This window comes from Pseudomonas sp. Ag1 (assembly GCF_000278565.1).
In the GTDB taxonomy this organism is placed as follows: Bacteria; Pseudomonadota; Gammaproteobacteria; order Pseudomonadales; family Pseudomonadaceae; genus Aquipseudomonas.
The window spans coordinates 43,826-64,088 of record NZ_AKVH01000083.1; the positions used below are offsets into that span (position 1 = coordinate 43,826).

The 20,263-nt window shown below is 58.3% G+C and carries 19 protein-coding genes and 4 tRNA genes; 18 read left to right on the forward strand and 5 right to left on the reverse strand.

Annotated elements, in window-relative coordinates; all coding sequences use genetic code 11:
* Window positions 1-2 precede the first annotated feature (2 nt).
* The 4 genes from ileS (at window position 3) to ispH (ending at window position 4,845) form a co-directional block, all read left to right on the forward strand.
* Window positions 3-2,834: an isoleucine--tRNA ligase gene (gene ileS, locus A462_RS24045; RefSeq protein ID WP_008432838.1), complete on the forward strand. Its 2,832-nt coding sequence runs from the start codon at window positions 3-5 to the stop codon at window positions 2,832-2,834.
* Window positions 2,827-3,336 (forward strand): signal peptidase II, encoded by a 510-nt coding sequence (gene lspA / locus A462_RS24040; RefSeq protein WP_003215877.1) that lies wholly within the window; start codon window positions 2,827-2,829, stop codon window positions 3,334-3,336. Before ileS ends, lspA begins: the two co-directional genes overlap by 8 nt.
* A 7-nt stretch (window positions 3,337-3,343) precedes the next feature.
* Window positions 3,344-3,781 (forward strand): FKBP-type peptidyl-prolyl cis-trans isomerase, encoded by a 438-nt coding sequence (fkpB, locus tag A462_RS24035; RefSeq protein ID WP_003215879.1) that lies wholly within the window; start codon window positions 3,344-3,346, stop codon window positions 3,779-3,781.
* 116 nt (window positions 3,782-3,897) lie between these two features.
* Window positions 3,898-4,845 carry a 4-hydroxy-3-methylbut-2-enyl diphosphate reductase gene (gene ispH, locus A462_RS24030; protein WP_008432841.1) on the forward strand — a complete coding sequence of 316 codons (948 nt, stop codon included), beginning with the start codon at window positions 3,898-3,900 and terminating at the stop codon, window positions 4,843-4,845.
* On the opposite strand, the gene A462_RS24025 is transcribed toward ispH, so the two are convergent.
* Window positions 4,799-5,380 carry a GspH/FimT family pseudopilin gene (locus tag A462_RS24025; protein ID WP_008432843.1) on the reverse strand — a complete coding sequence of 194 codons (582 nt, stop codon included), beginning with the start codon at window positions 5,378-5,380 and terminating at the stop codon, window positions 4,799-4,801. The two genes, ispH and A462_RS24025, sit on opposite strands and share 47 nt — an antisense overlap.
* 217 nt (window positions 5,381-5,597) lie before the next feature.
* Between A462_RS24025 and pilV the strand changes: the two genes are divergently transcribed.
* The 5 genes from pilV (at window position 5,598) to thiO (ending at window position 8,899) form a co-directional block, all read left to right on the forward strand.
* Window positions 5,598-6,074: a type IV pilus modification protein PilV gene (pilV, locus tag A462_RS24020; protein ID WP_008432845.1), complete on the forward strand. Its 477-nt coding sequence runs from the start codon at window positions 5,598-5,600 to the stop codon at window positions 6,072-6,074.
* Window positions 6,071-6,778 (forward strand): PilW family protein, encoded by a 708-nt coding sequence (locus tag A462_RS24015; protein WP_032899052.1) that lies wholly within the window; start codon window positions 6,071-6,073, stop codon window positions 6,776-6,778. Before pilV ends, A462_RS24015 begins: the two co-directional genes overlap by 4 nt.
* A gap of 7 nt (window positions 6,779-6,785) precedes the next feature.
* A complete protein-coding gene (locus A462_RS24010; protein ID WP_003215890.1) occupies window positions 6,786-7,313 on the forward strand; it encodes a pilus assembly PilX family protein in 528 nt (175 codons plus the stop codon).
* Between the two features lie 12 nt (window positions 7,314-7,325).
* Window positions 7,326-7,727, forward strand: a complete 402-nt coding sequence (locus tag A462_RS24005; RefSeq protein ID WP_008432847.1) for a type IV pilin protein — start codon at window positions 7,326-7,328, stop codon at window positions 7,725-7,727.
* Between the two features lie 62 nt (window positions 7,728-7,789).
* Window positions 7,790-8,899, forward strand: a complete 1,110-nt coding sequence (gene thiO, locus A462_RS24000) for a glycine oxidase ThiO (RefSeq protein WP_008432849.1) — start codon at window positions 7,790-7,792, stop codon at window positions 8,897-8,899.
* On the opposite strand, the gene A462_RS33150 is transcribed toward thiO, so the two are convergent.
* Together A462_RS33150 and A462_RS23990 are read right to left on the reverse strand one after the other, a co-directional pair.
* The gene (locus A462_RS33150; protein WP_026078011.1) at window positions 8,886-9,119 is read right to left on the reverse strand and encodes a PP0621 family protein; all 234 of its coding nucleotides are present in this window, start codon (window positions 9,117-9,119) and stop codon (window positions 8,886-8,888) included. The genes thiO and A462_RS33150 overlap by 14 nt on opposite strands.
* 126 nt (window positions 9,120-9,245) lie before the next feature.
* Window positions 9,246-10,271 (reverse strand): outer membrane protein assembly factor BamD, encoded by a 1,026-nt coding sequence (locus A462_RS23990; RefSeq protein ID WP_008432851.1) that lies wholly within the window; start codon window positions 10,269-10,271, stop codon window positions 9,246-9,248.
* Window positions 10,272-10,420: 149 nt separating this feature from the next.
* Here A462_RS23990 and rluD point away from each other — a divergent pair, with 149 nt between their 5' ends.
* The 7 genes from rluD to A462_RS23955 all read left to right on the forward strand — a co-directional run bounded on the left by rluD (window position 10,421) and on the right by A462_RS23955 (window position 15,630).
* A complete protein-coding gene (rluD, locus tag A462_RS23985; RefSeq protein ID WP_003215899.1) occupies window positions 10,421-11,383 on the forward strand; it encodes a 23S rRNA pseudouridine(1911/1915/1917) synthase RluD in 963 nt (320 codons plus the stop codon).
* A complete protein-coding gene (pgeF, locus tag A462_RS23980) occupies window positions 11,380-12,105 on the forward strand; it encodes a peptidoglycan editing factor PgeF (RefSeq protein ID WP_008432852.1) in 726 nt (241 codons plus the stop codon). Before rluD ends, pgeF begins: the two co-directional genes overlap by 4 nt.
* Window positions 12,106-12,256: 151 nt before the next feature.
* Window positions 12,257-14,821: an ATP-dependent chaperone ClpB gene (gene clpB / locus A462_RS23975; protein ID WP_003215904.1), complete on the forward strand. Its 2,565-nt coding sequence runs from the start codon at window positions 12,257-12,259 to the stop codon at window positions 14,819-14,821.
* Between the two features lie 300 nt (window positions 14,822-15,121).
* A tRNA-Asn gene (locus A462_RS23970) sits at window positions 15,122-15,197 on the forward strand.
* Window positions 15,198-15,207: 10 nt separating this feature from the next.
* Window positions 15,208-15,284: transfer RNA gene (locus A462_RS23965), tRNA-Pro, on the forward strand.
* A gap of 5 nt (window positions 15,285-15,289) precedes the next feature.
* Window positions 15,290-15,365 (forward strand) — tRNA-Lys (locus A462_RS23960).
* Between the two features lie 188 nt (window positions 15,366-15,553).
* Window positions 15,554-15,630 (forward strand) — tRNA-Pro (locus A462_RS23955).
* Window positions 15,631-15,799: 169 nt separating this feature from the next.
* Here the strand turns inward: A462_RS23955 and A462_RS23950 are convergent.
* Together A462_RS23950 and mobH are read right to left on the reverse strand one after the other, a co-directional pair.
* Entirely contained in the window at window positions 15,800-17,119 is a 1,320-nt protein-coding gene (locus A462_RS23950; RefSeq protein ID WP_008432853.1) for a site-specific integrase, read from the reverse strand.
* Window positions 17,116-19,002: a MobH family relaxase gene (gene mobH, locus A462_RS23945; RefSeq protein WP_008432854.1), complete on the reverse strand. Its 1,887-nt coding sequence runs from the start codon at window positions 19,000-19,002 to the stop codon at window positions 17,116-17,118. Before mobH ends, A462_RS23950 begins: the two co-directional genes overlap by 4 nt.
* Window positions 19,003-19,207: 205 nt before the next feature.
* Here mobH and A462_RS33155 point away from each other — a divergent pair, with 205 nt between their 5' ends.
* A complete protein-coding gene (locus A462_RS33155) occupies window positions 19,208-19,696 on the forward strand; it encodes a hypothetical protein (protein ID WP_019821334.1) in 489 nt (162 codons plus the stop codon).
* Window positions 19,697-19,931: 235 nt separating this feature from the next.
* Window positions 19,932-20,255, forward strand: a complete 324-nt coding sequence (locus A462_RS23940) for an Ac45/VOA1 transmembrane domain-containing protein (protein WP_008432855.1) — start codon at window positions 19,932-19,934, stop codon at window positions 20,253-20,255.
* Window positions 20,256-20,263: the final 8 nt, after the last annotated feature.

The following is a 20,263-nucleotide window of genomic DNA, read 5'->3' on the forward strand; positions in this document are numbered from 1 at the left end:
AAATGACCGACTATAAAGCCACGCTAAACCTTCCGGACACCGCCTTCCCAATGAAGGCCGGCCTGCCACAGCGCGAACCGCAGATCCTGCAGCGCTGGGACAGTATTGGCCTGTACGGAAAGTTGCGCGAGATTGGCAAGGATCGTCCGAAATTCGTCCTGCACGACGGCCCTCCTTATGCCAACGGCACGATTCACATCGGTCATGCGCTGAACAAGATTCTCAAGGACATGATCATCCGCTCGAAAACCCTTTCGGGTTTCGACGCGCCTTATGTCCCGGGCTGGGACTGCCACGGCCTGCCGATTGAACACAAGGTCGAAGTGACCTACGGCAAGAACCTGGGCGCGGATAAAACCCGCGAACTGTGCCGTGCCTACGCCACCGAGCAGATCGAAGGGCAGAAGTCCGAATTCATCCGCCTGGGGGTGTTGGGCGACTGGGCCAACCCGTACAAGACCATGAACTTCAAGAACGAGGCCGGTGAAATCCGCGCCTTGGCCGAAATCGTCAAGGGCGGTTTCGTGTTCAAGGGCCTCAAGCCCGTGAACTGGTGCTTTGATTGCGGCTCGGCCCTGGCTGAAGCCGAAGTCGAGTACGAAGACAAGAAGTCCTCGACCATCGACGTGGCCTTCCCGATCGCCGACGAAGCCAAACTGGCGCAAGCCTTCGGTCTGGCGAGCCTGGCCAAGCCAGCCTCCATCGTGATCTGGACCACCACCCCGTGGACCATCCCGGCCAACCAGGCGCTGAACGTGCACCCGGAATTCACCTACGCCCTGGTGGACGTCGGTGACAAACTGCTGGTGCTGGCTGAAGAGCTGGTGGAGGCGTGCCTGGCCCGCTACAACCTGCAAGGCTCGGTGATCGCGACCACTACCGGGTCCGCGCTGGAACTGATCAACTTCCGTCACCCGTTCTACGACCGCCTGTCGCCAATCTACCTGGCCGAGTACGTTGAACTGGGCGCCGGCACCGGCGTGGTTCACTGCTCGCCTGCCTATGGCGTTGACGACTTCGTGATCTGCAAGCAGTACGGCCTGGTCAACGACGACATCATCAATCCCGTGCAAAGCAACGGCGTGTACGTGCCGTCCCTGGAATTCTTCGGTGGCCAGTTCATCTTCAAGGCCAACCCGGCGATCGTCGACAAGCTGGCGGAAGTCGGTGCGCTGCTGCACACCGAAACCATCACCCACAGCTATATGCACTGCTGGCGTCACAAGACCCCGCTGATCTACCGCGCCACTGCGCAGTGGTTTATCGGCATGGACAAAGAGCCGACCAGCGGCGAAACCCTGCGCAAGCGTGCGATCAAGGCGATCGAAGACACCAAGTTCGTTCCGGCCTGGGGCCAGGCGCGCCTGCACTCGATGATCGCCAACCGTCCGGACTGGTGCATCTCCCGCCAGCGCAACTGGGGCGTGCCGATTCCGTTCTTCCTGAACAAGGAAAGCGGCGAGTTGCACCCACGTACCGTCGAGCTGATGGAAGAGGTTGCCCAGCGCGTTGAACAAGAGGGCATCGAAGCCTGGTTCAAGCTGGACGCCGCCGAGCTGCTGGGCGACGAAGCGCCGCTGTACGACAAGATCAGCGACACCCTCGACGTCTGGTTCGACTCGGGTACCACCCACTGGCACGTACTGCGCGGCTCGCACCCGATGGGCCATGAGACCGGCCCGCGTGCCGACCTGTACCTGGAAGGTTCGGACCAACACCGTGGCTGGTTCCACTCCTCGTTGCTGACCGGTTGCGCGATCGACGATCATGCCCCGTACCGCGAGCTGCTGACCCACGGTTTCACCGTCGACGAGAACGGTCGCAAGATGTCCAAGTCCCTGGGCAACGTGATCGCGCCGCAAAAGGTCAACGACACCCTGGGCGCCGACATCATGCGCCTGTGGGTTGCCTCTACCGATTATTCGGGCGAGATGGCCGTTTCCGAGCAGATCCTGCAGCGCAGCGCCGATGCCTACCGCCGGATCCGTAATACCGCACGCTTCATGCTGTCGAACCTGACCGGTTTCAACCCGGCCACCGACATCCTGCCGGCCGAGGAAATGCTCGCCCTGGACCGTTGGGCCGTGGACCGTACCCTGTTGCTGCAGCGCGAGCTGCAAGAGCACTACGGCGAATACCGCTTCTGGAACGTCTACTCGAAGATCCACAACTTCTGCGTGCAGGAGCTGGGTGGTTTCTACCTCGACATCATCAAGGACCGCCAGTACACCACCGGCGCCAACAGCAAGGCCCGCCGTTCGGCGCAGACCGCGCTGTACCACATCTCTGAAGCGCTGGTGCGCTGGATCGCCCCGATCCTGGCATTCACCGCCGACGAACTGTGGGAATATCTGCCGGGCGAGCGGAACGAGTCCGTGATGCTCAACACCTGGTACGAAGGCCTGACCGAATTGCCGGCCGACTTCGAGCTGGGCCGCGAGTACTGGGAAGGCGTAATGGCCGTCAAGGTTGCCGTGAACAAGGAGCTGGAAGTGCAGCGCGCGGCGAAGGCCGTTGGCGGCAACCTGCAGGCCGAAGTCACGCTGTTTGCCGAAGAAGGCCTGACCGCTGACCTGGCCAAGCTGAGCAACGAACTGCGCTTCGTCCTGATCACCTCGACCGCCAGCCTGGCGCCGTTTGCCCAGGCGCCTGCAGATGCCGTCGCGACCGAAGTCCCGGGTCTCAAGCTCAAGGTGGTCAAGTCCTCCTTCGCCAAGTGCGCCCGTTGCTGGCACTGCCGTGAAGATGTCGGCGTGAACCCCGAGCATCCGGAAATCTGCGGTCGCTGTGTCGACAACATCTCTGGCGCTGGCGAGGTTCGTCACTATGCCTGAAGCCAGTCGTTTTGGACGCCTGGGCTTGCTCGTGTTGAGCGTGCTGGTGCTGGTCATTGACCAGCTCAGCAAGGCTCACTTCGAAGGCGCCCTGGAGATGTACCAGCAGATCGTGGTGATTCCCGACTACTTCAGCTGGACCCTGGCCTACAACACCGGCGCTGCGTTCAGCTTCCTGGCTGACAGCTCCGGCTGGCAGCGCTGGCTGTTTGCCCTGATCGCCGTGGTGGTCAGTGCCGTGCTGGTAGTCTGGCTCAAGCGCCTGGGGCGTAACGACACCTGGCTGGCCGTTGCGTTGGCGCTGGTGCTGGGTGGCGCATTGGGCAACCTCTACGACCGCATTGCCCTGGGCCATGTGATCGACTTTATTCTGGTGCATTGGCAGAACCGCTGGTACTTCCCGGCGTTCAACTTTGCCGACAGCGCCATCACCGTCGGTGCAATCATGCTGGCGTTGGATATGTTCAAAAGCAAGAAAACCGGAGAGACCGTTCATGACTGAACAGGTATTGGCTGAGCAACGCATTGGCCAGAACACGGAAGTCACCTTGCATTTCGCATTGCGCCTGGAGAATGGCGACACGGTCGACAGCACGTTCGACAAGGCCCCGGCGACCTTCAAGGTCGGCGACGGCAACCTGCTGCCGGGTTTCGAAGCGGCACTGTTCGGTTTCAAGGCCGGCGACAAGCGCAACCTGCAGATCCTGCCGGAAAACGCCTTTGGCCAGCCCAACCCGCAAAACGTGCAGATCATCCCGCGTTCGCAGTTCCAGGACATGGAGCTGTCGGAAGGTTTGCTGGTGATCTTCAACGATGCGGCGAATACCGAGCTGCCGGGTGTGGTGAAAGCCTTTGATGACGCGCAAGTGACCATCGACTTCAACCACCCGTTGGCCGGGAAAACCTTGACCTTTGATGTTGAAATCATCGACGTTAAAGCGCTGTAACTAACGAAATCGGCCTACTGCAGGGGCGAGCTTGTTGGGGCTGCTTCGCAGCCCAGCGGGAGCAAGCGCCCTCGCCACACAAGCTCGACCCTACAGGGCAAGACACGAGGCACAGCATGCAAATCAAACTCGCCAACCCCCGTGGCTTCTGCGCCGGCGTGGACCGGGCGATTGAAATCGTCAACCGCGCCCTGGAAGTTTTCGGGCCGCCGATTTACGTGCGCCATGAAGTCGTCCACAACAAGTTTGTGGTCGAAGACCTGCGCAGCCGCGGGGCCATCTTCGTTGAAGAACTGGACCAGGTGCCGGACGACGTTATCGTCATCTTCAGCGCTCACGGCGTTTCCCAGGCGGTACGCACCGAAGCAGCAGGCCGTGGCCTGAAAGTGTTCGACGCCACCTGCCCGCTGGTGACCAAGGTGCACATCGAGGTCGCGCGCTACAGCCGTGATGGTCGTGAGTGCATCCTGATCGGCCACGCCGGTCACCCGGAAGTCGAGGGCACCATGGGCCAGTACGATGGCAGCAATGGTGGGGCGATCTACCTGGTGGAAGACGAAAAAGACGTCGCTGCATTGCAGGTGCACAACCCTGAAAAGCTGGCTTTCGTTACCCAGACCACCTTGTCCATGGACGACACCAGCCGCGTCATCGATGCCTTGCGCTCGCGCTTCCCGGCCATCGGCGGTCCACGCAAGGATGACATCTGCTACGCCACCCAGAACCGCCAGGATGCGGTCAAGCAATTGGCCGACGAATGCGATGTTGTGCTGGTGGTGGGGAGCCCCAACAGCTCCAACTCCAACCGCCTGCGCGAACTGGCCGAGCGCATGGCCACCCCGTCCTACCTGATCGATGGTGCCGAAGACATGCAGCGCAGCTGGTTCGACGGTGTCGAACGCATTGGCATCACTGCCGGGGCGTCGGCCCCGGAAGTCCTGGTGCGTGGCGTTATTCAGCAACTGCAGGCCTGGGGCGCCACGGGCGCTGATGAACTGGCTGGCCGTGAAGAGAACATCACTTTCTCCATGCCCAAGGAGCTGCGGGTTCGTTCGCTGCTCTGAGGCCCAGAGTGCCGGCATAGCCCCGGCACAAAGCCTGCTCGGTCTTGTTACTGCGCAGGCTGATACGCCCGCTGGCGGCCAGCACTATTTGATACAGGCTCAGTTGCTGGTCCGTCGCACACACGTGGACGGTGCCGGCGCTGAATGCCCCTGCTGACAGCAGCGGTTCACCCAGGCTGCTGAAGCGTATCTGGGTTCTCACCGGCGTATTCCCCACAATCGGTATCTGCCCACTGTCCTGGCGCTCCAGCAGCACCGGGTTTTTGTCGTCCAGATGGCCGCGACCGTTCAGGTCCAGTATCACCCTCCAACCCCGGCTCCAGTCATCGTCCAATGCATGGATAACCACCGTGCGATTGCGTGCGATGGCTTCTGTGCGGGCATAACGCAGTCCGCCGGCAAGGGATTCGGCGGCGCTCTGGCGTCGTTGCGACTCGAGCAGCCCCTTGAGGCTCGGCACTGCCAGATTGGCCAGGATGCCGCTCAGGAACAGGCCGAGTATCAGTTCAATCAGCGAGAAACCTCGTTGTTTCATGGGCCGTCCCTCCGTGGACGCGGTGTGCTTTTCAGTCGGTGCCGGATGGCAGACATAGTTATAGCGCCCAGTCCGGCGGGTCGAATGGTGGCCATCCTGTCCAAAGTATTTCGCTTTGTTCCGGGGGGCAGCGCTCAGGCAATACCGGCGCTAGTCTTGCGTCGCACAGCAGGTTTGCGCTGCTTTCTGATGACCTTCGACATGGATGGCGATGGTAATGAACGCTTTCCCCGTAACGCCCCACCCGCAACCGACCCAGGCCGGAATGACGCTGATCGAGGTCCTGGTATCTGTGCTGATCCTCGCTGTCGGCCTGCTAGGGGCGGCAGTCATTCAGCTCAATGCATTGAAATATACCGACAGTTCCAGGATGACCAGTCAGGCCAGTTTCATTGCCTACGACATGCTCGACCGGATCCGCGCCAATTCGGGTGCTGATTACGCCTGGGGCCAGGGTGAACGCGCGCCCTCCAGCACCTCGGTCGCGAGTGTGCGTGATCTGGACCTGCACGACTTTGAAGCGAATATCGTCGGGTTCGCCGGGGAAAGCGCCAAGGGGTCGGTTGCGGTCAATCAGCGAGAAGTGACCATCAGCATCAGTTGGGACGACTCCCGTGGAGCGAAGGCTCAAGGCACCCGGGAAACATTCACCCTGACCAGCCGGGTTGCAGTCGACCCGAGGGTGTTGCCATGAGAGGTCCAGTGTGCGGTTTCAGTCTGGTGGAGATGCTGCTGGCATTGGCCCTCGGCCTGATGTTGATCCTGGGGGTGACCCAGATTGCACTCAGCTCCCGAACCACTTATGCCAGCCAGAGTGCGGCTTCGCTGTTGCAGGATGATGCACGGTTCGCCCTTGGCAAGCTGATTCAGGAAATACGCCAGGCGGGCATGTTTGGCTGCTTGTCCGCTGCATCAATCAGCAACGCTCCCGCAGGTTTTGATCGTCCCATTGGATGGAGTACCACCGGCAGTTCCCGGTCCCTGACGCTGGTGACCGCCGACGTCGGGGAGGGTGGCAGCAAGCCGGACTGGACGGTGCTTTCCGATTGCACCGGCTCTGCCCACGCCTATGTTGGAAGCCCGCCGGCAGCGACGCCCGGGCAAATCAACTTCCCACTGCGCAAGCTGACCTACACCTTTGAGGGCGGGCAGCTGAAGTTCAGTACGCTGGCGGCCCCGAGCAAAGCGGTGCTGGTGGATAACGTGGGGGCATTCGATATCAGTTTCGGCGTAGCCGAGAAGCCAGGCTCAACGGTTGTCAGCCGATATGACCCCAACCCCGGCGATGAGTCGCTCATCCGCAGCGTGCGGATTCTGCTGACACTTCAGGATCCAAATGGGTTGGTGAAAGACCAGGCTTACAGCGTGGTCGCGGCACTACGTAATCGCCTGGAGTAGCGTGCCCATGGGTTATTACCTCTCCCGTTCGAGGCAGGCAGGCATGGTTTTGCTGATCAGCCTGGTATTCCTGCTGCTGTTGGCACTCCTCGGAGTGTCTTCGATGCAGGGAGCAATCTCGCAAGAAAAAATTACCGGCAGCCTTCGGCAGCGCAACCAGTCGTTTCAGCAGGCCGAAAGCGGCCTCAGGCTTGGCGAGTCTTTGGTGCAGGCGTCAGGTTTCGCCCTGCGCCCTTGCCACTCGACGGCTGCGTGCGCGCCACCTGCCGAATCGGTTTCGGTAGTGGGGCCGGGGACGAATCCCGTATCGACTGTGACCTGGATAGGGATGAAAGATGGCGTCTACGGTATTCAAAACCTGGGGCCGGGAACGGGTTTGGCTCAGCTCCCGGCAGAGGCCCAGGCCACCGTCTATCGCGTGACATCAGTGGGCGTCAGTGGGCACTCACGCTCCGTCCTGGAGTCTGTGTATGCCCGTGTGGGCAGCGGGCCCGGCGAGCGTTTTCGACGAATCATGTGGCGACAACTTCAATAGGTGAGCAGCACGATGGGCAAGGATTGCACAGGCTTCACCCTGATCGAATTACTGATCGCCGTGGCGATCGTCGGACTCCTGGCGGGCGTCGCCTATCCCGGGTATCTCAGCCATATGAAAAAGGTCTATCGCGCGGAAATTGCCGGGTTGCTGAGTGAGCAGGCACAGTACCTTGAGCGCTATTACTCGAGGAACGGCACTTTTATTGATGCGACTGGCGTCATCGCCGGCAATGATCGCTATAGAATCACCCCTGCATTGAACCCTCAGGATTTCGTTCTGCTTGCCACGCCGGCAATTGACTCGGTGATGGCGGGCGATCCCTGTGCCGCCTTCAGTCTGAGCAGTACCGGTGCGCGAAGCAATCCGGGAGCCGCGCCTGATATGACGCGCAAGGCGTGCTGGGGGCAATGATGAGGACGCTGGACGATTGGGCGCCGGGCGTGCCTTTTTCTTTTTATCGGCTGGATCGAACAATGGCTAAGCAACAGCAAGTAGTGGTTGTGGGTGGTGGGGTAATCGGGCTGTTGACGGCGTTCAACCTGGCGACCCAAGGGCAAGCGGTTGTGTTGCTGGATCGTTCGGCGGTCGGTCAGGAGTCTTCCTGGGCCGGCGGCGGCATTGTCTCCCCGCTCTACCCGTGGCGCTACAGCCCGGCCGTGACGGCCCTGGCGCACTGGTCCCAGGATTTTTACCCGCAACTGGCAGAGCGTCTGTTCGCGGCTACTGGCATTGACCCGGAAGTTCACACCACCGGCCTGTATTGGCTGGACCTGGATGATGAAACCGAGGCGCTTGCCTGGGCAGCCCGCGAAGGGCGCCCGCTGAGCAAGGTGGATGTTTCAGCTGCCCATGACGCTGTGCCGGTGCTGGGTGCCGGGTTTTCCCAGGCGATCTATATGGCGGATGTGGCCAATGTGCGTAATCCGCGGTTGGTCAAATCCCTCAAGGCGGCCTTGTTGGCCCTGCCGGGCGTGACGATTCACGAGCAGTGTGCGGTTGATGGGTTTATTCAGCAGGGCGGCAAGGTTGTTGGGGTGAATACGGCGCTCGGGCCGATCCATGGCGATCAGGTAGTGCTGGCCGCCGGCGCCTGGAGCGGTGAGTTGCTGGGCCGCCTGGGGCTTGAGTTGCCCGTGGAGCCGGTCAAGGGGCAGATGATCTTGTACAAGTGTGCGTCGGACTTCTTGTCGTGCATGGTCCTGGCCAAGGGGCGTTATGCGATTCCCCGGCGGGATGGGCACATTCTGATTGGTAGCACGCTGGAGCACGAGGGGTTCGACAAGACGCCCACCGACTCTGCACTGGAAAGCCTGAAAGCCTCTGCCGTCGAGTTGATTCCGGCCCTGGCCGATGCCGAAGTGGTGGGGCATTGGGCCGGTTTGCGGCCCGGCTCGCCGGAGGGCATTCCCTATATTGGCAAGGTGCCAGGTTTCGACGGGCTGTGGCTCAACTGCGGGCACTACCGCAACGGCCTGGTGCTGGCGCCGGCGTCCTGCCAACTGTTTGCCGATTTGTTGCTGGGACATGAGCCGATCATTGATCCGGCCCCGTATGCGCCGGCAGGCCGAGTCAACGCTGGATAGATTTCGGCCCCTGCTCCAGATGCGCCTGGGTGCAATACCATTCCTGGCGCAGGCTCAAGGCTCGATCCTGTGGCAGGTGAAGGCCACAGTGGGCGCAACGAACCATCTGGATCGGGCCCTGTTCGCTGGGCCGCTGCTGTTTGGCGGCCGGGCTTTTGAATTTGCGCCAAAACCATACCGCGGCAGCAATAACGGCGATCCAGAACAGTAGACGAACCATGGTGGGCAGCTTCTCGACAAGGAATCCCGCAGTTTAGCCAAGGACGTGATGGGCGCACAGCGCAATTATGCAGCGCAATAAAAAAGGGAGCTCCGAAGAGCTCCCTTTTTGCATCGCGGCGAACAATCAGTCAAAGATACCGAAAGTCATGTAGCTGAACCACGAGCGATCTTCGTTATTGCCCAGGGCTTGAGGCCCTTGCTCTTCGATGATGTCGCCGTTTTCGTCACGCGGCTTGAGGTCCGATGGAATCGAATCCTTGGCGTCCTGGTATTGCTTGATGATGTCCTGGTTGGCGCGGGTTTCGCCCGGCGGCAGCGGTGGACGGGACTCGATCAGGCCCAGGGTGTACTTGCTCAACCACGAGCGGTTGTCGGCTTCGGCAACCTGCGGTACGAACTGGCCGTCCTTCAGGCTTGGGTGGTCCGGGTAGTTGAGCTTCAGGGTTTCCAGGCTGGTGGCCGCCAGGGCGTCCAGGTGCAGGCGCTGGTAAGCCTCGGTCATCACGGCCAGGCCGTCACCCACCGATGGGGTTTCCTGGAAGTTTTCCACTACGTAACGGCCACGGTTCGCGGCAGCAACGTACGCCTGACGGGTCAGGTAGTAGTGGGCTACGTGGATTTCGTAGGAAGCCAGCAGGTTGCGCAGGTAGATCATGCGCTGCTTGGCGTCCGGCGCGTAGCGGCTGTTGGGGTAGCGGCTGGTGAGCTGGGCGAACTCGTTGTAGGAGTCGCGGGCAGCGCCCGGGTCACGCTTGGTCATGTCCAGCGGCAGGAAGCGCGCCAGCAGGCCAACGTCCTGGTCAAACGAGGTCAGGCCCTTGAGGTAGTAGGCGTAGTCCACGTTCGGATGCTGCGGGTGCAGGCGGATAAAACGCTCGGCGGCGGACTTGGCAGCTTCCGGCTCGGCGTTCTTGTAGTTGGCGTAAATCAGCTCGAGCTGGGCCTGGTCGGCGTAACGCCCGAACGGATACCGCGACTCCAGTGCCTTCAGTTTTGCCGTGGCGCTGGTGTAGCTGTGGTTGTTCAGGTCGGTCTGAGCTTGTTGGTACAGCTCGACCTCGCTCAGGTTTTCGTCGACGACTTCCTTTGTTGACGAGCAAGCAGCAGTCATGGCGAGGATGGCGATCAGCAGCAGGTGTTTCACTTGCATGGCGGCTTGCGTCCCTATGACGGCCGCTGTCTTGGGCGGGGCCGTCCTGTTATGATGAGCGCCCCTTGGAAAGCCTCGGGGCAAAAGACGCCGTATTTAACCACAAGCGCGCAGCCGAAACCAAAGGCTGTGCCACGCCTAGTCTGAGCATGTCCGATAAAATTGAACTTCGCGCAGAGGTGCCGTCCGAATTGGGCGGCCAACGCCTCGATCAAGTCGCCGCACAATTATTCGCTGAGCACTCGCGCTCGCGCCTTTCCGCCTGGATCAAAGACGGCCGCCTGACTGTGGATGGAGCGGTTATCCGCCCGCGAGACATAGTCCATGGTGGTGCGATTCTTGAGCTGACTGCCGAGCAGGAAGCCCAGGGAGAATGGATCGCCCAGGACATTGAACTGGACATCGTCTATGAAGACGACGACATCCTGGTGATCAACAAACCTGCCGGCCTGGTGGTTCACCCGGCCGCCGGGCACGCTGATGGCACGCTGCTCAATGCCTTGTTGCACCACGTGCCGGACATCATCAATGTCCCGCGCTGCGGCATCGTGCACCGCCTGGACAAGGACACCACCGGCCTCATGGTGGTAGCCAAGACCATTCAGGCGCAGACGCAGCTGGTCACACAACTGCAGAGCCGCAGCGTCAGCCGGATCTACGAATGCATCGTGATCGGCGTGGTAACCGCCGGTGGCAAAATCAATGCCCCGATCGGCCGCCACGGCCAGCAGCGCCAGCGCATGGCGGTGATGGAAGGCGGCAAGCAAGCCGTCAGCCACTACCGCGTGCTTGAGCGTTTCCGCTCCCACACTCACGTGCGGGTAAAGCTGGAAACCGGTCGTACCCACCAGATTCGGGTGCACATGGCGCACATCAACTTCCCGTTGGTCGGAGATCCGGCCTACGGTGGCCGCTTCCGCATTCCGCCGGCGGCCAGTGCAACCATGGTTGATTCGCTGAAAACCTTCCCGCGCCAGGCGCTGCATGCACGCTTCCTGGAGCTGGATCATCCGACGAGCGGTAAACGGATGAGCTGGGAATCGCCACTCCCAGACGATTTTGTCTGGTTGTTGTCGCTGCTCAAGCAGGATCGCGAGGCGTTTATCGGATGAGTGACTGGCTGATTCCTGACTGGCCCGCGCCGGCCGGGGTGAAAGCCTGCGTTACCACCCGTGCGGGCGGCGTCAGCGTGGCGCCGTTCGACAGCCTAAATCTCGGCGATCATGTCGAGGACAGCCTCGATGCCGTGCTCGAAAATCGCCGTCGTCTCTGCGCTGCCTTCAATATCCAGCCCGCCTGGTTGCGCCAGGTTCACGGTGTGGTTGTCGTCGAGGCGGATCCCGGCCGGACTGCCGAAGCCGATGGCAGTTGGACCAGCACTCCGGGCATCGCCTGCACTTCGATGACGGCTGATTGCCTGCCTGCCTTGTTTTGCAATCGCGCCGGTACCCGCGTCGCGGCAGCCCATGCCGGCTGGCGTGGCCTGGCCGCTGGCGTATTGGAAGCGACCGTTGAAAGCCTGGATACCGAGCCTGCCGACGTACTGGTGTGGCTGGGGCCGGCCATCGGTCCGCAAGCCTTTGAAGTCGGCCCGGAAGTGCGTGAAGCCTTTATGCAGCAACTTCCGGAAACGATTGAGGCGTTCGTGCCCAGTCAGAACCCGGGCAAGTTCATGGCCGACATTTACCAACTGGCTCGCCTGCGGCTTGCCGCCCGCGGCGTCACTGCCGTGTACGGTGGTGGCTTGTGCACCGTGACGGATCCCCGCTTCTACTCCTACCGTCGCAGCCCGCGCACCGGTCGGTTTGCCTCCCTTGTCTGGCTTGAACGCTAGACTCCTTTGACTTGGGTCAATCCTGACGCAAGTCAGCGGTCGCCCGCTTGAATCTTCCAGAATCCACCCCATCTATAAGGGTATCTGGCAGGTTTCTTCATTCAGGATGTGTTTGTTCATAGCTCCGGCCTGCTCAAAAGGAAGGTGACTAATGCGTATTGATCGTTTAACCAGCAAATTGCAGTTGGCTTTATCCGATGCCCAATCTCTGGCGGTTGGCCTGGATCATCCGGCCATCGAGCCTGCGCACTTGATGCAAGCGCTCCTGGAGCAGCAAGGCGGTTCCATCAAACCCTTGCTGATGCAGGTGGGCTTCGACGTCAACAGCCTGCGCAAGGAGTTGAGCAAAGAGCTCGACCAACTGCCGAAAATCCAAAACCCGACTGGCGACGTGAACATGTCCCAGGATCTGGCGCGTCTGCTTAACCAGGCGGATCGACTGGCGCAGCAAAAGGGTGACCAGTTCATCTCCAGTGAAGTGGTGCTGCTCGCCGCGATGGACGACAACAGCAAACTCGGCAAATTGTTGCTGGGCCAGGGCGTGAGCAAAAAAGCCCTGGAAAACGCCATCAACAACCTGCGCGGCGGCGAGGCGGTAAATGACCCTAACCACGAGGAGTCCCGCCAGGCCCTGGACAAATACACCGTCGACCTGACCAAGCGCGCCGAAGAAGGCAAGCTTGACCCGGTGATCGGCCGTGACGACGAAATTCGTCGCACCATCCAGGTCCTGCAGCGTCGCACCAAGAACAACCCGGTGCTGATCGGCGAACCTGGCGTGGGTAAAACCGCGATTGCCGAAGGCCTGGCCCAGCGCATCATTAATGGTGAAGTGCCGGACGGCCTTAAAGGCAAGCGCCTGCTGTCCCTGGACATGGGGTCGCTGATTGCCGGCGCCAAGTTCCGTGGCGAGTTCGAAGAGCGCCTCAAATCCCTGCTGAACGAACTGTCGAAGCAGGAAGGGCAGATCATTCTGTTTATCGACGAACTGCACACCATGGTCGGCGCCGGTAAAGGCGAAGGCTCGATGGACGCGGGCAACATGCTCAAGCCGGCACTGGCGCGGGGCGAGTTGCATTGCGTGGGTGCGACCACGCTGAACGAATACCGCCAGTACATCGAGAAGGACGCGGCCCTTGAGCGTCGCTTCCAGAAAGTATTGGTGGAAGAACCGAGCGAAGAAGACACCATCGCGATCCTGCGTGGCTTGAAAGAGCGGTATGAGGTCCACCATAAAGTCGCGATCACCGACGGTGCGATCATCGCGGCGGCGAAACTGAGCCATCGCTACATCACTGATCGGCAGTTGCCGGACAAGGCCATCGACTTGATCGACGAAGCGGCCAGCCGCATTCGGATGGAGATCGATTCGAAGCCCGAAGTGCTGGACCGTCTGGATCGGCGCCTGATTCAGCTGAAAGTTGAATCCCAGGCCCTGAAGAAAGAAGAAGACGAGCCGGCGAAGAAACGCCTGGAAAAACTCCAGGAAGAAATTGTTCGCCTCGAGCGTGAGTATTCGGACCTCGAAGAAATCTGGACCTCGGAAAAAGCCGAAGTGCAGGGTTCTGCGCAGATCCAGCAAAAGATCGAGCAGTCCCGTCAGGAACTGGAAGCAGCCCGCCGTAAAGGCGACCTGAACCGCATGGCCGAGTTGCAGTACGGAGTGATCCCGGACCTGGAGCGTAGCCTGCAGATGGTCGACCAGCACGGCAAGCCTGAGAACCAGCTGCTGCGCAGTAAGGTGACCGAGGAAGAAATCGCCGAAGTCGTCTCGAAGTGGACCGGTATCCCGGTGTCGAAAATGCTCGAAGGCGAGCGCGACAAGCTGCTGAAGATGGAAAGCCTGTTGCACCAGCGCGTCATCGGCCAGGAAGAGGCGGTGGTCGCGGTGTCCAACGCGGTGCGGCGTTCGCGGGCCGGGTTGTCCGATCCGAACCGTCCGAGCGGCTCGTTCATGTTCCTCGGCCCGACCGGCGTGGGCAAGACCGAGTTGTGCAAGGCCCTGGCTGAATTCCTCTTCGATACCGAAGAGGCGATGGTGCGGATCGATATGTCCGAGTTCATGGAGAAACATTCCGTGGCTCGCCTGATCGGGGCGCCACCAGGCTATGTAGGGTACGAGGAAGGCGGTTACCTGACTGAAGCGGTACGGCGCAAGCCTTACTCGGTGATCCTCCTGGACGAGGTCGAGAAGGCCCACCCGGATGTGTTCAACGTGTTGCTGCAAGTGCTGGAAGATGGCCGCCTGACGGACAGTCACGGGCGCACCGTGGACTTCCGCAATACGGTGATCGTGATGACCTCCAACCTGGGCTCGGTACAGATTCAGGAGCTGGTGGGTGACCGTGAGGCCCAGCGTGCAGCCGTAATGGACGCGCTGACCAGCCACTTCCGGCCGGAGTTCATCAACCGGGTCGATGAAGTGGTGATCTTCGAGCCTCTGGCGCGGGATCAGATCGCGGGCATTACCGAGATCCAGTTGGGCCGCCTGCGCAGCCGTCTGGCGGAGCGCGAGTTGTCCCTGGTGCTGAGCCGCGAGGCGTTGGACAAGCTGATCGCGGTTGGTTACGACCCGGTTTATGGCGCACGGCCGTTGAAACGTGCGATCCAGCGCTGGATCGAGAACCCGTTGGCGCAGCTGATCCTGTCGGGCAGCTTTATGCCGGGCACCAGCGTCGAGGCGACGGTGGAGAACGACGAAATCGTCTTCCACTAAGCCCAAGCGGTACTGCTATAAGAAGAGGCCCCGCATTGCGGGGCCTTTTTTTTCGATAGGGCGTTGAACTGTAAGGCAAAGGCTTGTAAAGTGCGCCCCGCAGCAACGTCAGCCCAACGGTTTCTTCTCCCCAAGGAGAAATCAGAAAGAAGCGCAAATCATTGTCTTAAAAGCAATTTAAAGGGTTGACAGGGGTTTTTAAGATTGTAGAATAGCGCGCCTCAGAGACACTAACGTAGCGATACGGAAGCGTCGAAGAGAAGGTAACATGCAACAACGTAACACTTTGAAATATGTAGTTCCGTGATAGCTCAGTCGGTAGAGCAAATGACTGTTAATCATTGGGTCCCAGGTTCGAGTCCTGGTCACGGAGCCAATTTCAAAACCGGGGTATAGCGCAGTCCGGTAGCGCGCCTGCTTTGGGAGCAGGATGTCAGGAGTTCGAATCCCCTTACCCCGACCATATTTGGGTCGTTAGCTCAGTTGGTAGAGCAGTTGGCTTTTAACCAATTGGTCGTAGGTTCGAATCCCACACGACCCACCATTTTTGAGACCAGTTGACGCTGGAATCAAATCTTAGAATCAGAGGTTCTAGCTCTGATAGAGGCGGTTTTACGGTTTTGGAAAGTGTTACAGCACTTAGATATCGCCGTAGACATGCAGCCGTCTGAGGCGAACAGTAGTTTCGGTTCGTCATGATGTCAATGTGCATAGGCTTTGCGATGCGCATTCCGGGGTATAGCGCAGTCCGGTAGCGCGCCTGCTTTGGGAGCAGGATGTCGGGAGTTCGAATCCCCCTACCCCGACCATATTTAATGAAAAAGGCGTCTTTATGACGCCTTTTTTTGTGCCTTGAGCAAAGTCGTACCGTTCGTCTGGAAAAAATCCGGATTTCGACCTGGTTCTTTATTCCGGGCATGCGAAAGCCTCTGGCCAACCAGAATTCCCTATAGCCAGTGCGCTTTGATTATGAGCGTACTAGGGCGATGCTCTGGAAAATGATGAGCTTCGCATTGAATGCTCAGTTGAGGTGCGTTTCCTGAATGTGCCGACACCAAGCCCGCTCGCCATTAGCGTCAATAGTAGACTCTGCTCTACTTGATCTACTGGTGGGTCCATAGAGCATGTCATTGACTCGCGATGCAGTTGCGCAGATGCGAGCTCGAGAGCCTTCTGTAGCGCGCTTCGGCCAGTCGACTTGGTCCGCCGATCAATACTGACCTCTGTGCTGCTAGATTGTTGTGGAGCTGGCAGCTTCTTGGGCTCTGGTTGAGCGGTTTCCTGTGAATGCACACCTATTTTGGCGGGTAAGGGGGCAGAGGGTTTGCCACTTGGATCAACCCGTGTCACTCGGCTCAGAGCGCCCTGAGCCCGACTCCGCTCATGTAGAACAGCACGCATATGGTCGTAGTCCGCCTCTATGTAATTCATCGTTGTCGCTAGATTCGAATGATTCAGCAGGCTTTTCGTGAGATGAATGTTTCGCTCAGGCTGCTTCATCAAGTCTGTTGCTAATGTGTGCCTGAAGCGGTGAGGGGTCATGCGCACGCCGATCTTATCGGTGAGCTTGCCGTACATTGACTCCACCTGGTCGATGTTCATTTCCTTGCCATGGAAGTGACGAGAGAATCTGTTGACGTTGAACAGCTGATCGTCTGGTGAAAAACCGATTTTCTCGGCCTCCCCCAAGATCCTGGATAAGTGTGGAGCGAGTCCTTCCATAATGGGGAGGAAAAACTCCCGATGGGTCTTCTCTGTTTCACCGCGGACCAAGATCATCTGGCTGTCCCAGTCGATATCTTTGTAACGCAGGCACAGCAGGGCATTCAGACGTATGCCTGTGTAATAAAACATCTCGAAGACGCTGAGCCAGAACCAGGCAGGTGTGATCTGGCTACGTTCATGCGTACAACGTTCTTGGCCTACAAGGGATATGAGCCAGTTGCGTGCTCGTTGGATGGCGTCTCCATTGATTGTCTTGCTGGCTCGCTTTGGTGGGATAACGCTGGTTTTCTTGAATGGGTTGATCGTGGTATGGGTCATCAGGCCGTGTTCTATGGCGTAGCCCCAAACAGTTCGAAGGTGATTTGAATAGGTGTTCCAGCTGCGTTTGGATAATCCGTTCTCAAGGACTTTTTTTCGCCATGTCAGAACCGCACGATGATCGATCTCCTCAACTGAGGCCGTTCGGAAATGCTTGAGTAGTGCTTTGGTCGAGGCGCGATAGATCTTTGCACTGGCAGGCCGCAGATCATGGGCAAAGATGTATTCCTCCGTCAGATTCGAGGGCGTCGTCATTGTGGCGGCTCCGTTGCTTCTGACTTCAAGGACAGGCTGATATTGTCGAAAGGGACCTCAGAGAAGATTGTTCGCGGGTCTAGTAGTAAGTACCCCTTGAGCTGCTTGGATTTTCGAGGTCCAACAACGTCACAGGTCCAAATATTCAAACTCTTATGCGTTTTTCGATGAAGTTTCTGTTTCTCGAAACTACGTTGAACCAGCTGCCAGGCGCTGACTTGCTGTACTTTGGCTTGCTGTTCGATATGGGGGAATTCAAGGACGTAGCGTTTGAAAATTCCAGGCGTTACCAGCATAGCGGTCCCTGCTACGGTATGAACCAGCGCTTTGGTATCGTTGATAATGATGGTCCGGGATGCGATGCCTTTCTTAAGCCATTCAACAAATCCCTGACCGATCTCGGTGTTATTGCTAGGCATCGGAGTGACTTCTTCGATTATTGCTAAAGGCGCACCTCCTTGATTGGAGGTTTGGGAAGGCTGGATTTCATCCAGTTTCGGAGGCGCGGTATGTGCCGCTGAGACCGCTTTGTTTTTGGTGTCTTCTGATGGCTCATTGATGTTACCAAGGAGCGCCAGTAGCTCGTCAAATTCATCTGTACTGCTCGAGGAATGCTGAGGTAGTTCGAACGGTGATGGCTGTGCCGGTGCTAAAGGCGCCGGCACAGGGCTGGATTGAATTTCCGAAGGCAACTTTTTGGCCGGTGTGGCGACGGTATTTTCAGCTGCAGAGTCTTCTACCGGGTTGCCAGCTTCTACCTCAAGAGTCCCAGCGTAAGCTGTGGGCCGATCACTTGGATCATTCCAGATCAGTGCCGGTGAGAGCTTCAGCAGGGTGAAGGTGTTTCGCCAGCCACGACCATTGTCTATCGTGGCTTTCCAGATTGCCTTGTCTTGGGCATTGGTTTGGATTACCCCCTGATCTTGCAGCATGTTGAAGAAAGGCGCATTCGTACTGGGTACACCTTCAACGCCTTTGGTCAGCAAATAGGCTCGCAATTGATCAGCAATAGGCTTGCTAACCAGCCAAAGAGCATCCTGTGTCAGCCATCCATCTGACGGTCCATCGGGTTGATTCAGTTTGAATGTATCTCGGACCAGGTGACGCAACCCATCTGCTAATTGACGCTGCAAAGACTGTTTGGGCGCGGACAGCGCGCGGGCTGGATTTCCACCGAGCTCCTGTGCGACGGACGCCTGATCGGCCTTGACCACGATCTCTCCCAAAATGCCGGCATGTTCGTACTGACCAGCCAAAATGAAGATTAACTGCGACCACACTTCGGGGAAATTACTGAGCCAATCTAAGATTTCTGAGGAGAGGATCTGCGCGTAGATCAGTGCGGCAGCGGCTCCGTGAAGTTGGTAGTTGCGTCCTTTCACGTAACGGAATCGATAGGGACGATCGATTGGGCCGTGCCACGGGTGCCAGGTTTTACCTCCTGCCAGCTCGACGTGCACGTCGACGGCGATCTTGCCGAGGTCGTGTATCAGAGCGCCGTAAGCCGCGGCGGCAGTCCAGGCCTCAGCCTGTGCTGATTGAGACTCCGGCGGTGCGCCTATAGGAAGCAGGTAGCTCTGTCGAATTTTCAAGGCATAGGCGACGATTTCAAGCCCGTGATCCAGCATGCCGCCAGGGTGTGCATGATGGTGGTTTTGCGAAGCAGGGAGCTGCTGGACCAACTCCGCGTAGCGCTCAAGTGGACGCCTATAGAGCTCGACAAACTGTGAGCGAGATAACGATGCGCGCTGCCAAATGTTCTCCAGTAGTTTCTGACGGCGCGGCGATGCCAGTAGTGCTTGGCTAGAGGCCGGCTGTATAAAACCGTTAGGGGAGGGGCTTTGGGCGGGTAGCGCTTTATTGCGGCGGAAAATAGAGAACATCGCCTGCTCCGTAAATGATTCATGGGGCAGGCTTTTCTCCTATCAAAGGGGGGGCGAGCAAGGGGAAAGGATCACTGGTTGCCTCGGGTATTTCTTTTGGCGAAGAGCCATCTTTCTATGGTGGTGACGGAGAAAGGAATGCAGAATTATCGTCGTTTCGGTCTAAGGGCACGGGGCCGCAGATCGACTATGTGAGGAAAAAATGATGGTTTCACTTCGCTACGCTACGAAATCAACCTCAGATAATGTTTGGGCACTTTGTGATTTGATACGTGACAATAAGTGTGATGAGATCATTCTTTTTGCTAGTGTAGGGAATGATCTTGATGATGAGGAAGCAAGGTGGGACAACAACCTTCCTCTGGTTGTCGCCTTAGCTAAATATATTATTCCTCACGTTGATAGCGTCTTGGTCATTTTTGATGGAGTGTTTCTAACCGCTGCGCGTTCCGCTCGTTATGGTGAAGTACGTGAACTGCTGGATGTAGCTATTGCGTCTGACAAGGTTTATTACTCTGGGCAGAGAGCCCCACTTACTAGCGAAATGACTCCTGACGAGGCTGTTTCAACTCTTATTAATTTAGGTTCTATCCAACCGTTGACGGTTGAGTCCAGAGCTGAATACTTTTCTTTGCTTAGTAATTTTACAGAAGACGAGTTAGTTGAAGTTTATTCGACTCGCGAGATGCGTTGATGAGATTGGACCTTTTTCCCGCTGAAAGCGGCCCTTTCGGGTAAGGCTTTTACCCTTGTGAACCATTCCATTCGCTTCTACAAAACCTTTTACCTTTTGGGCCATTTTTGTTGTGAAAGGGGGGCATCTGGTGCTGAAGGCAAAGGCCGTTTGTCTCATGATCTTGCAGCATAGAAAAATCGGTATTATAAGTAATGTCAAATCGCCCCTAGACCGGGTAAGAAGGAGACGCACCATGACCGCACAGACCTCTCAGGGAGTAGCAAGTCGCTTAGGCTATGGCCTGGGTCAGGCTGCGCGCCTCGTTTGGTGCAGTCAGAACCGTACCCTGCGTTGGGTCAAGCGTCTGGTTGTGGCTGCCGTACTCCTATATTTTTCTGCAGACATTTTCAGCGGGATTATCAGCGTTGCAGTATTTACCTTGGTTTTGGGTGGAGGGCTCTGGGCGTTGAATCACAGACCTACGCCTCGCAGAAACCAGATAGAGTATGGTCAATGCTATGGCCCCGATGGCTATGGGTACTATGTTGCTGGTCAACGTGTAGACGACGATGATTAAGGGTCTCA

Coding starts and splice junctions, on each gene's coding strand:
- ileS (WP_008432838.1), top strand. CDS start 3: ATGACCGACTATAAAGCCACGCTAAACCTTCCGGACACCGCCTTCCCA.
- lspA (WP_003215877.1), top strand. CDS start 2,827: ATGCCTGAAGCCAGTCGTTTTGGACGCCTGGGCTTGCTCGTGTTGAGC.
- ispH (WP_008432841.1), top strand. CDS start 3,898: ATGCAAATCAAACTCGCCAACCCCCGTGGCTTCTGCGCCGGCGTGGAC.
- A462_RS24025 (WP_008432843.1), bottom strand. CDS start 5,380: ATGAAACAACGAGGTTTCTCGCTGATTGAACTGATACTCGGCCTGTTC.
- pilV (WP_008432845.1), top strand. CDS start 5,598: ATGAACGCTTTCCCCGTAACGCCCCACCCGCAACCGACCCAGGCCGGA.
- A462_RS24015 (WP_032899052.1), top strand. CDS start 6,071: ATGAGAGGTCCAGTGTGCGGTTTCAGTCTGGTGGAGATGCTGCTGGCA.
- A462_RS24010 (WP_003215890.1), top strand. CDS start 6,786: ATGGGTTATTACCTCTCCCGTTCGAGGCAGGCAGGCATGGTTTTGCTG.
- A462_RS24005 (WP_008432847.1), top strand. CDS start 7,326: ATGGGCAAGGATTGCACAGGCTTCACCCTGATCGAATTACTGATCGCC.
- thiO (WP_008432849.1), top strand. CDS start 7,790: ATGGCTAAGCAACAGCAAGTAGTGGTTGTGGGTGGTGGGGTAATCGGG.
- A462_RS33150 (WP_026078011.1), bottom strand. CDS start 9,119: ATGGTTCGTCTACTGTTCTGGATCGCCGTTATTGCTGCCGCGGTATGG.
- A462_RS23990 (WP_008432851.1), bottom strand. CDS start 10,271: ATGCAAGTGAAACACCTGCTGCTGATCGCCATCCTCGCCATGACTGCT.
- rluD (WP_003215899.1), top strand. CDS start 10,421: ATGTCCGATAAAATTGAACTTCGCGCAGAGGTGCCGTCCGAATTGGGC.
- pgeF (WP_008432852.1), top strand. CDS start 11,380: ATGAGTGACTGGCTGATTCCTGACTGGCCCGCGCCGGCCGGGGTGAAA.
- clpB (WP_003215904.1), top strand. CDS start 12,257: ATGCGTATTGATCGTTTAACCAGCAAATTGCAGTTGGCTTTATCCGAT.
- A462_RS23950 (WP_008432853.1), bottom strand. CDS start 17,119: ATGACGACGCCCTCGAATCTGACGGAGGAATACATCTTTGCCCATGAT.
- mobH (WP_008432854.1), bottom strand. CDS start 19,002: ATGTTCTCTATTTTCCGCCGCAATAAAGCGCTACCCGCCCAAAGCCCC.
- A462_RS33155 (WP_019821334.1), top strand. CDS start 19,208: ATGGTTTCACTTCGCTACGCTACGAAATCAACCTCAGATAATGTTTGG.
- A462_RS23940 (WP_008432855.1), top strand. CDS start 19,932: ATGACCGCACAGACCTCTCAGGGAGTAGCAAGTCGCTTAGGCTATGGC.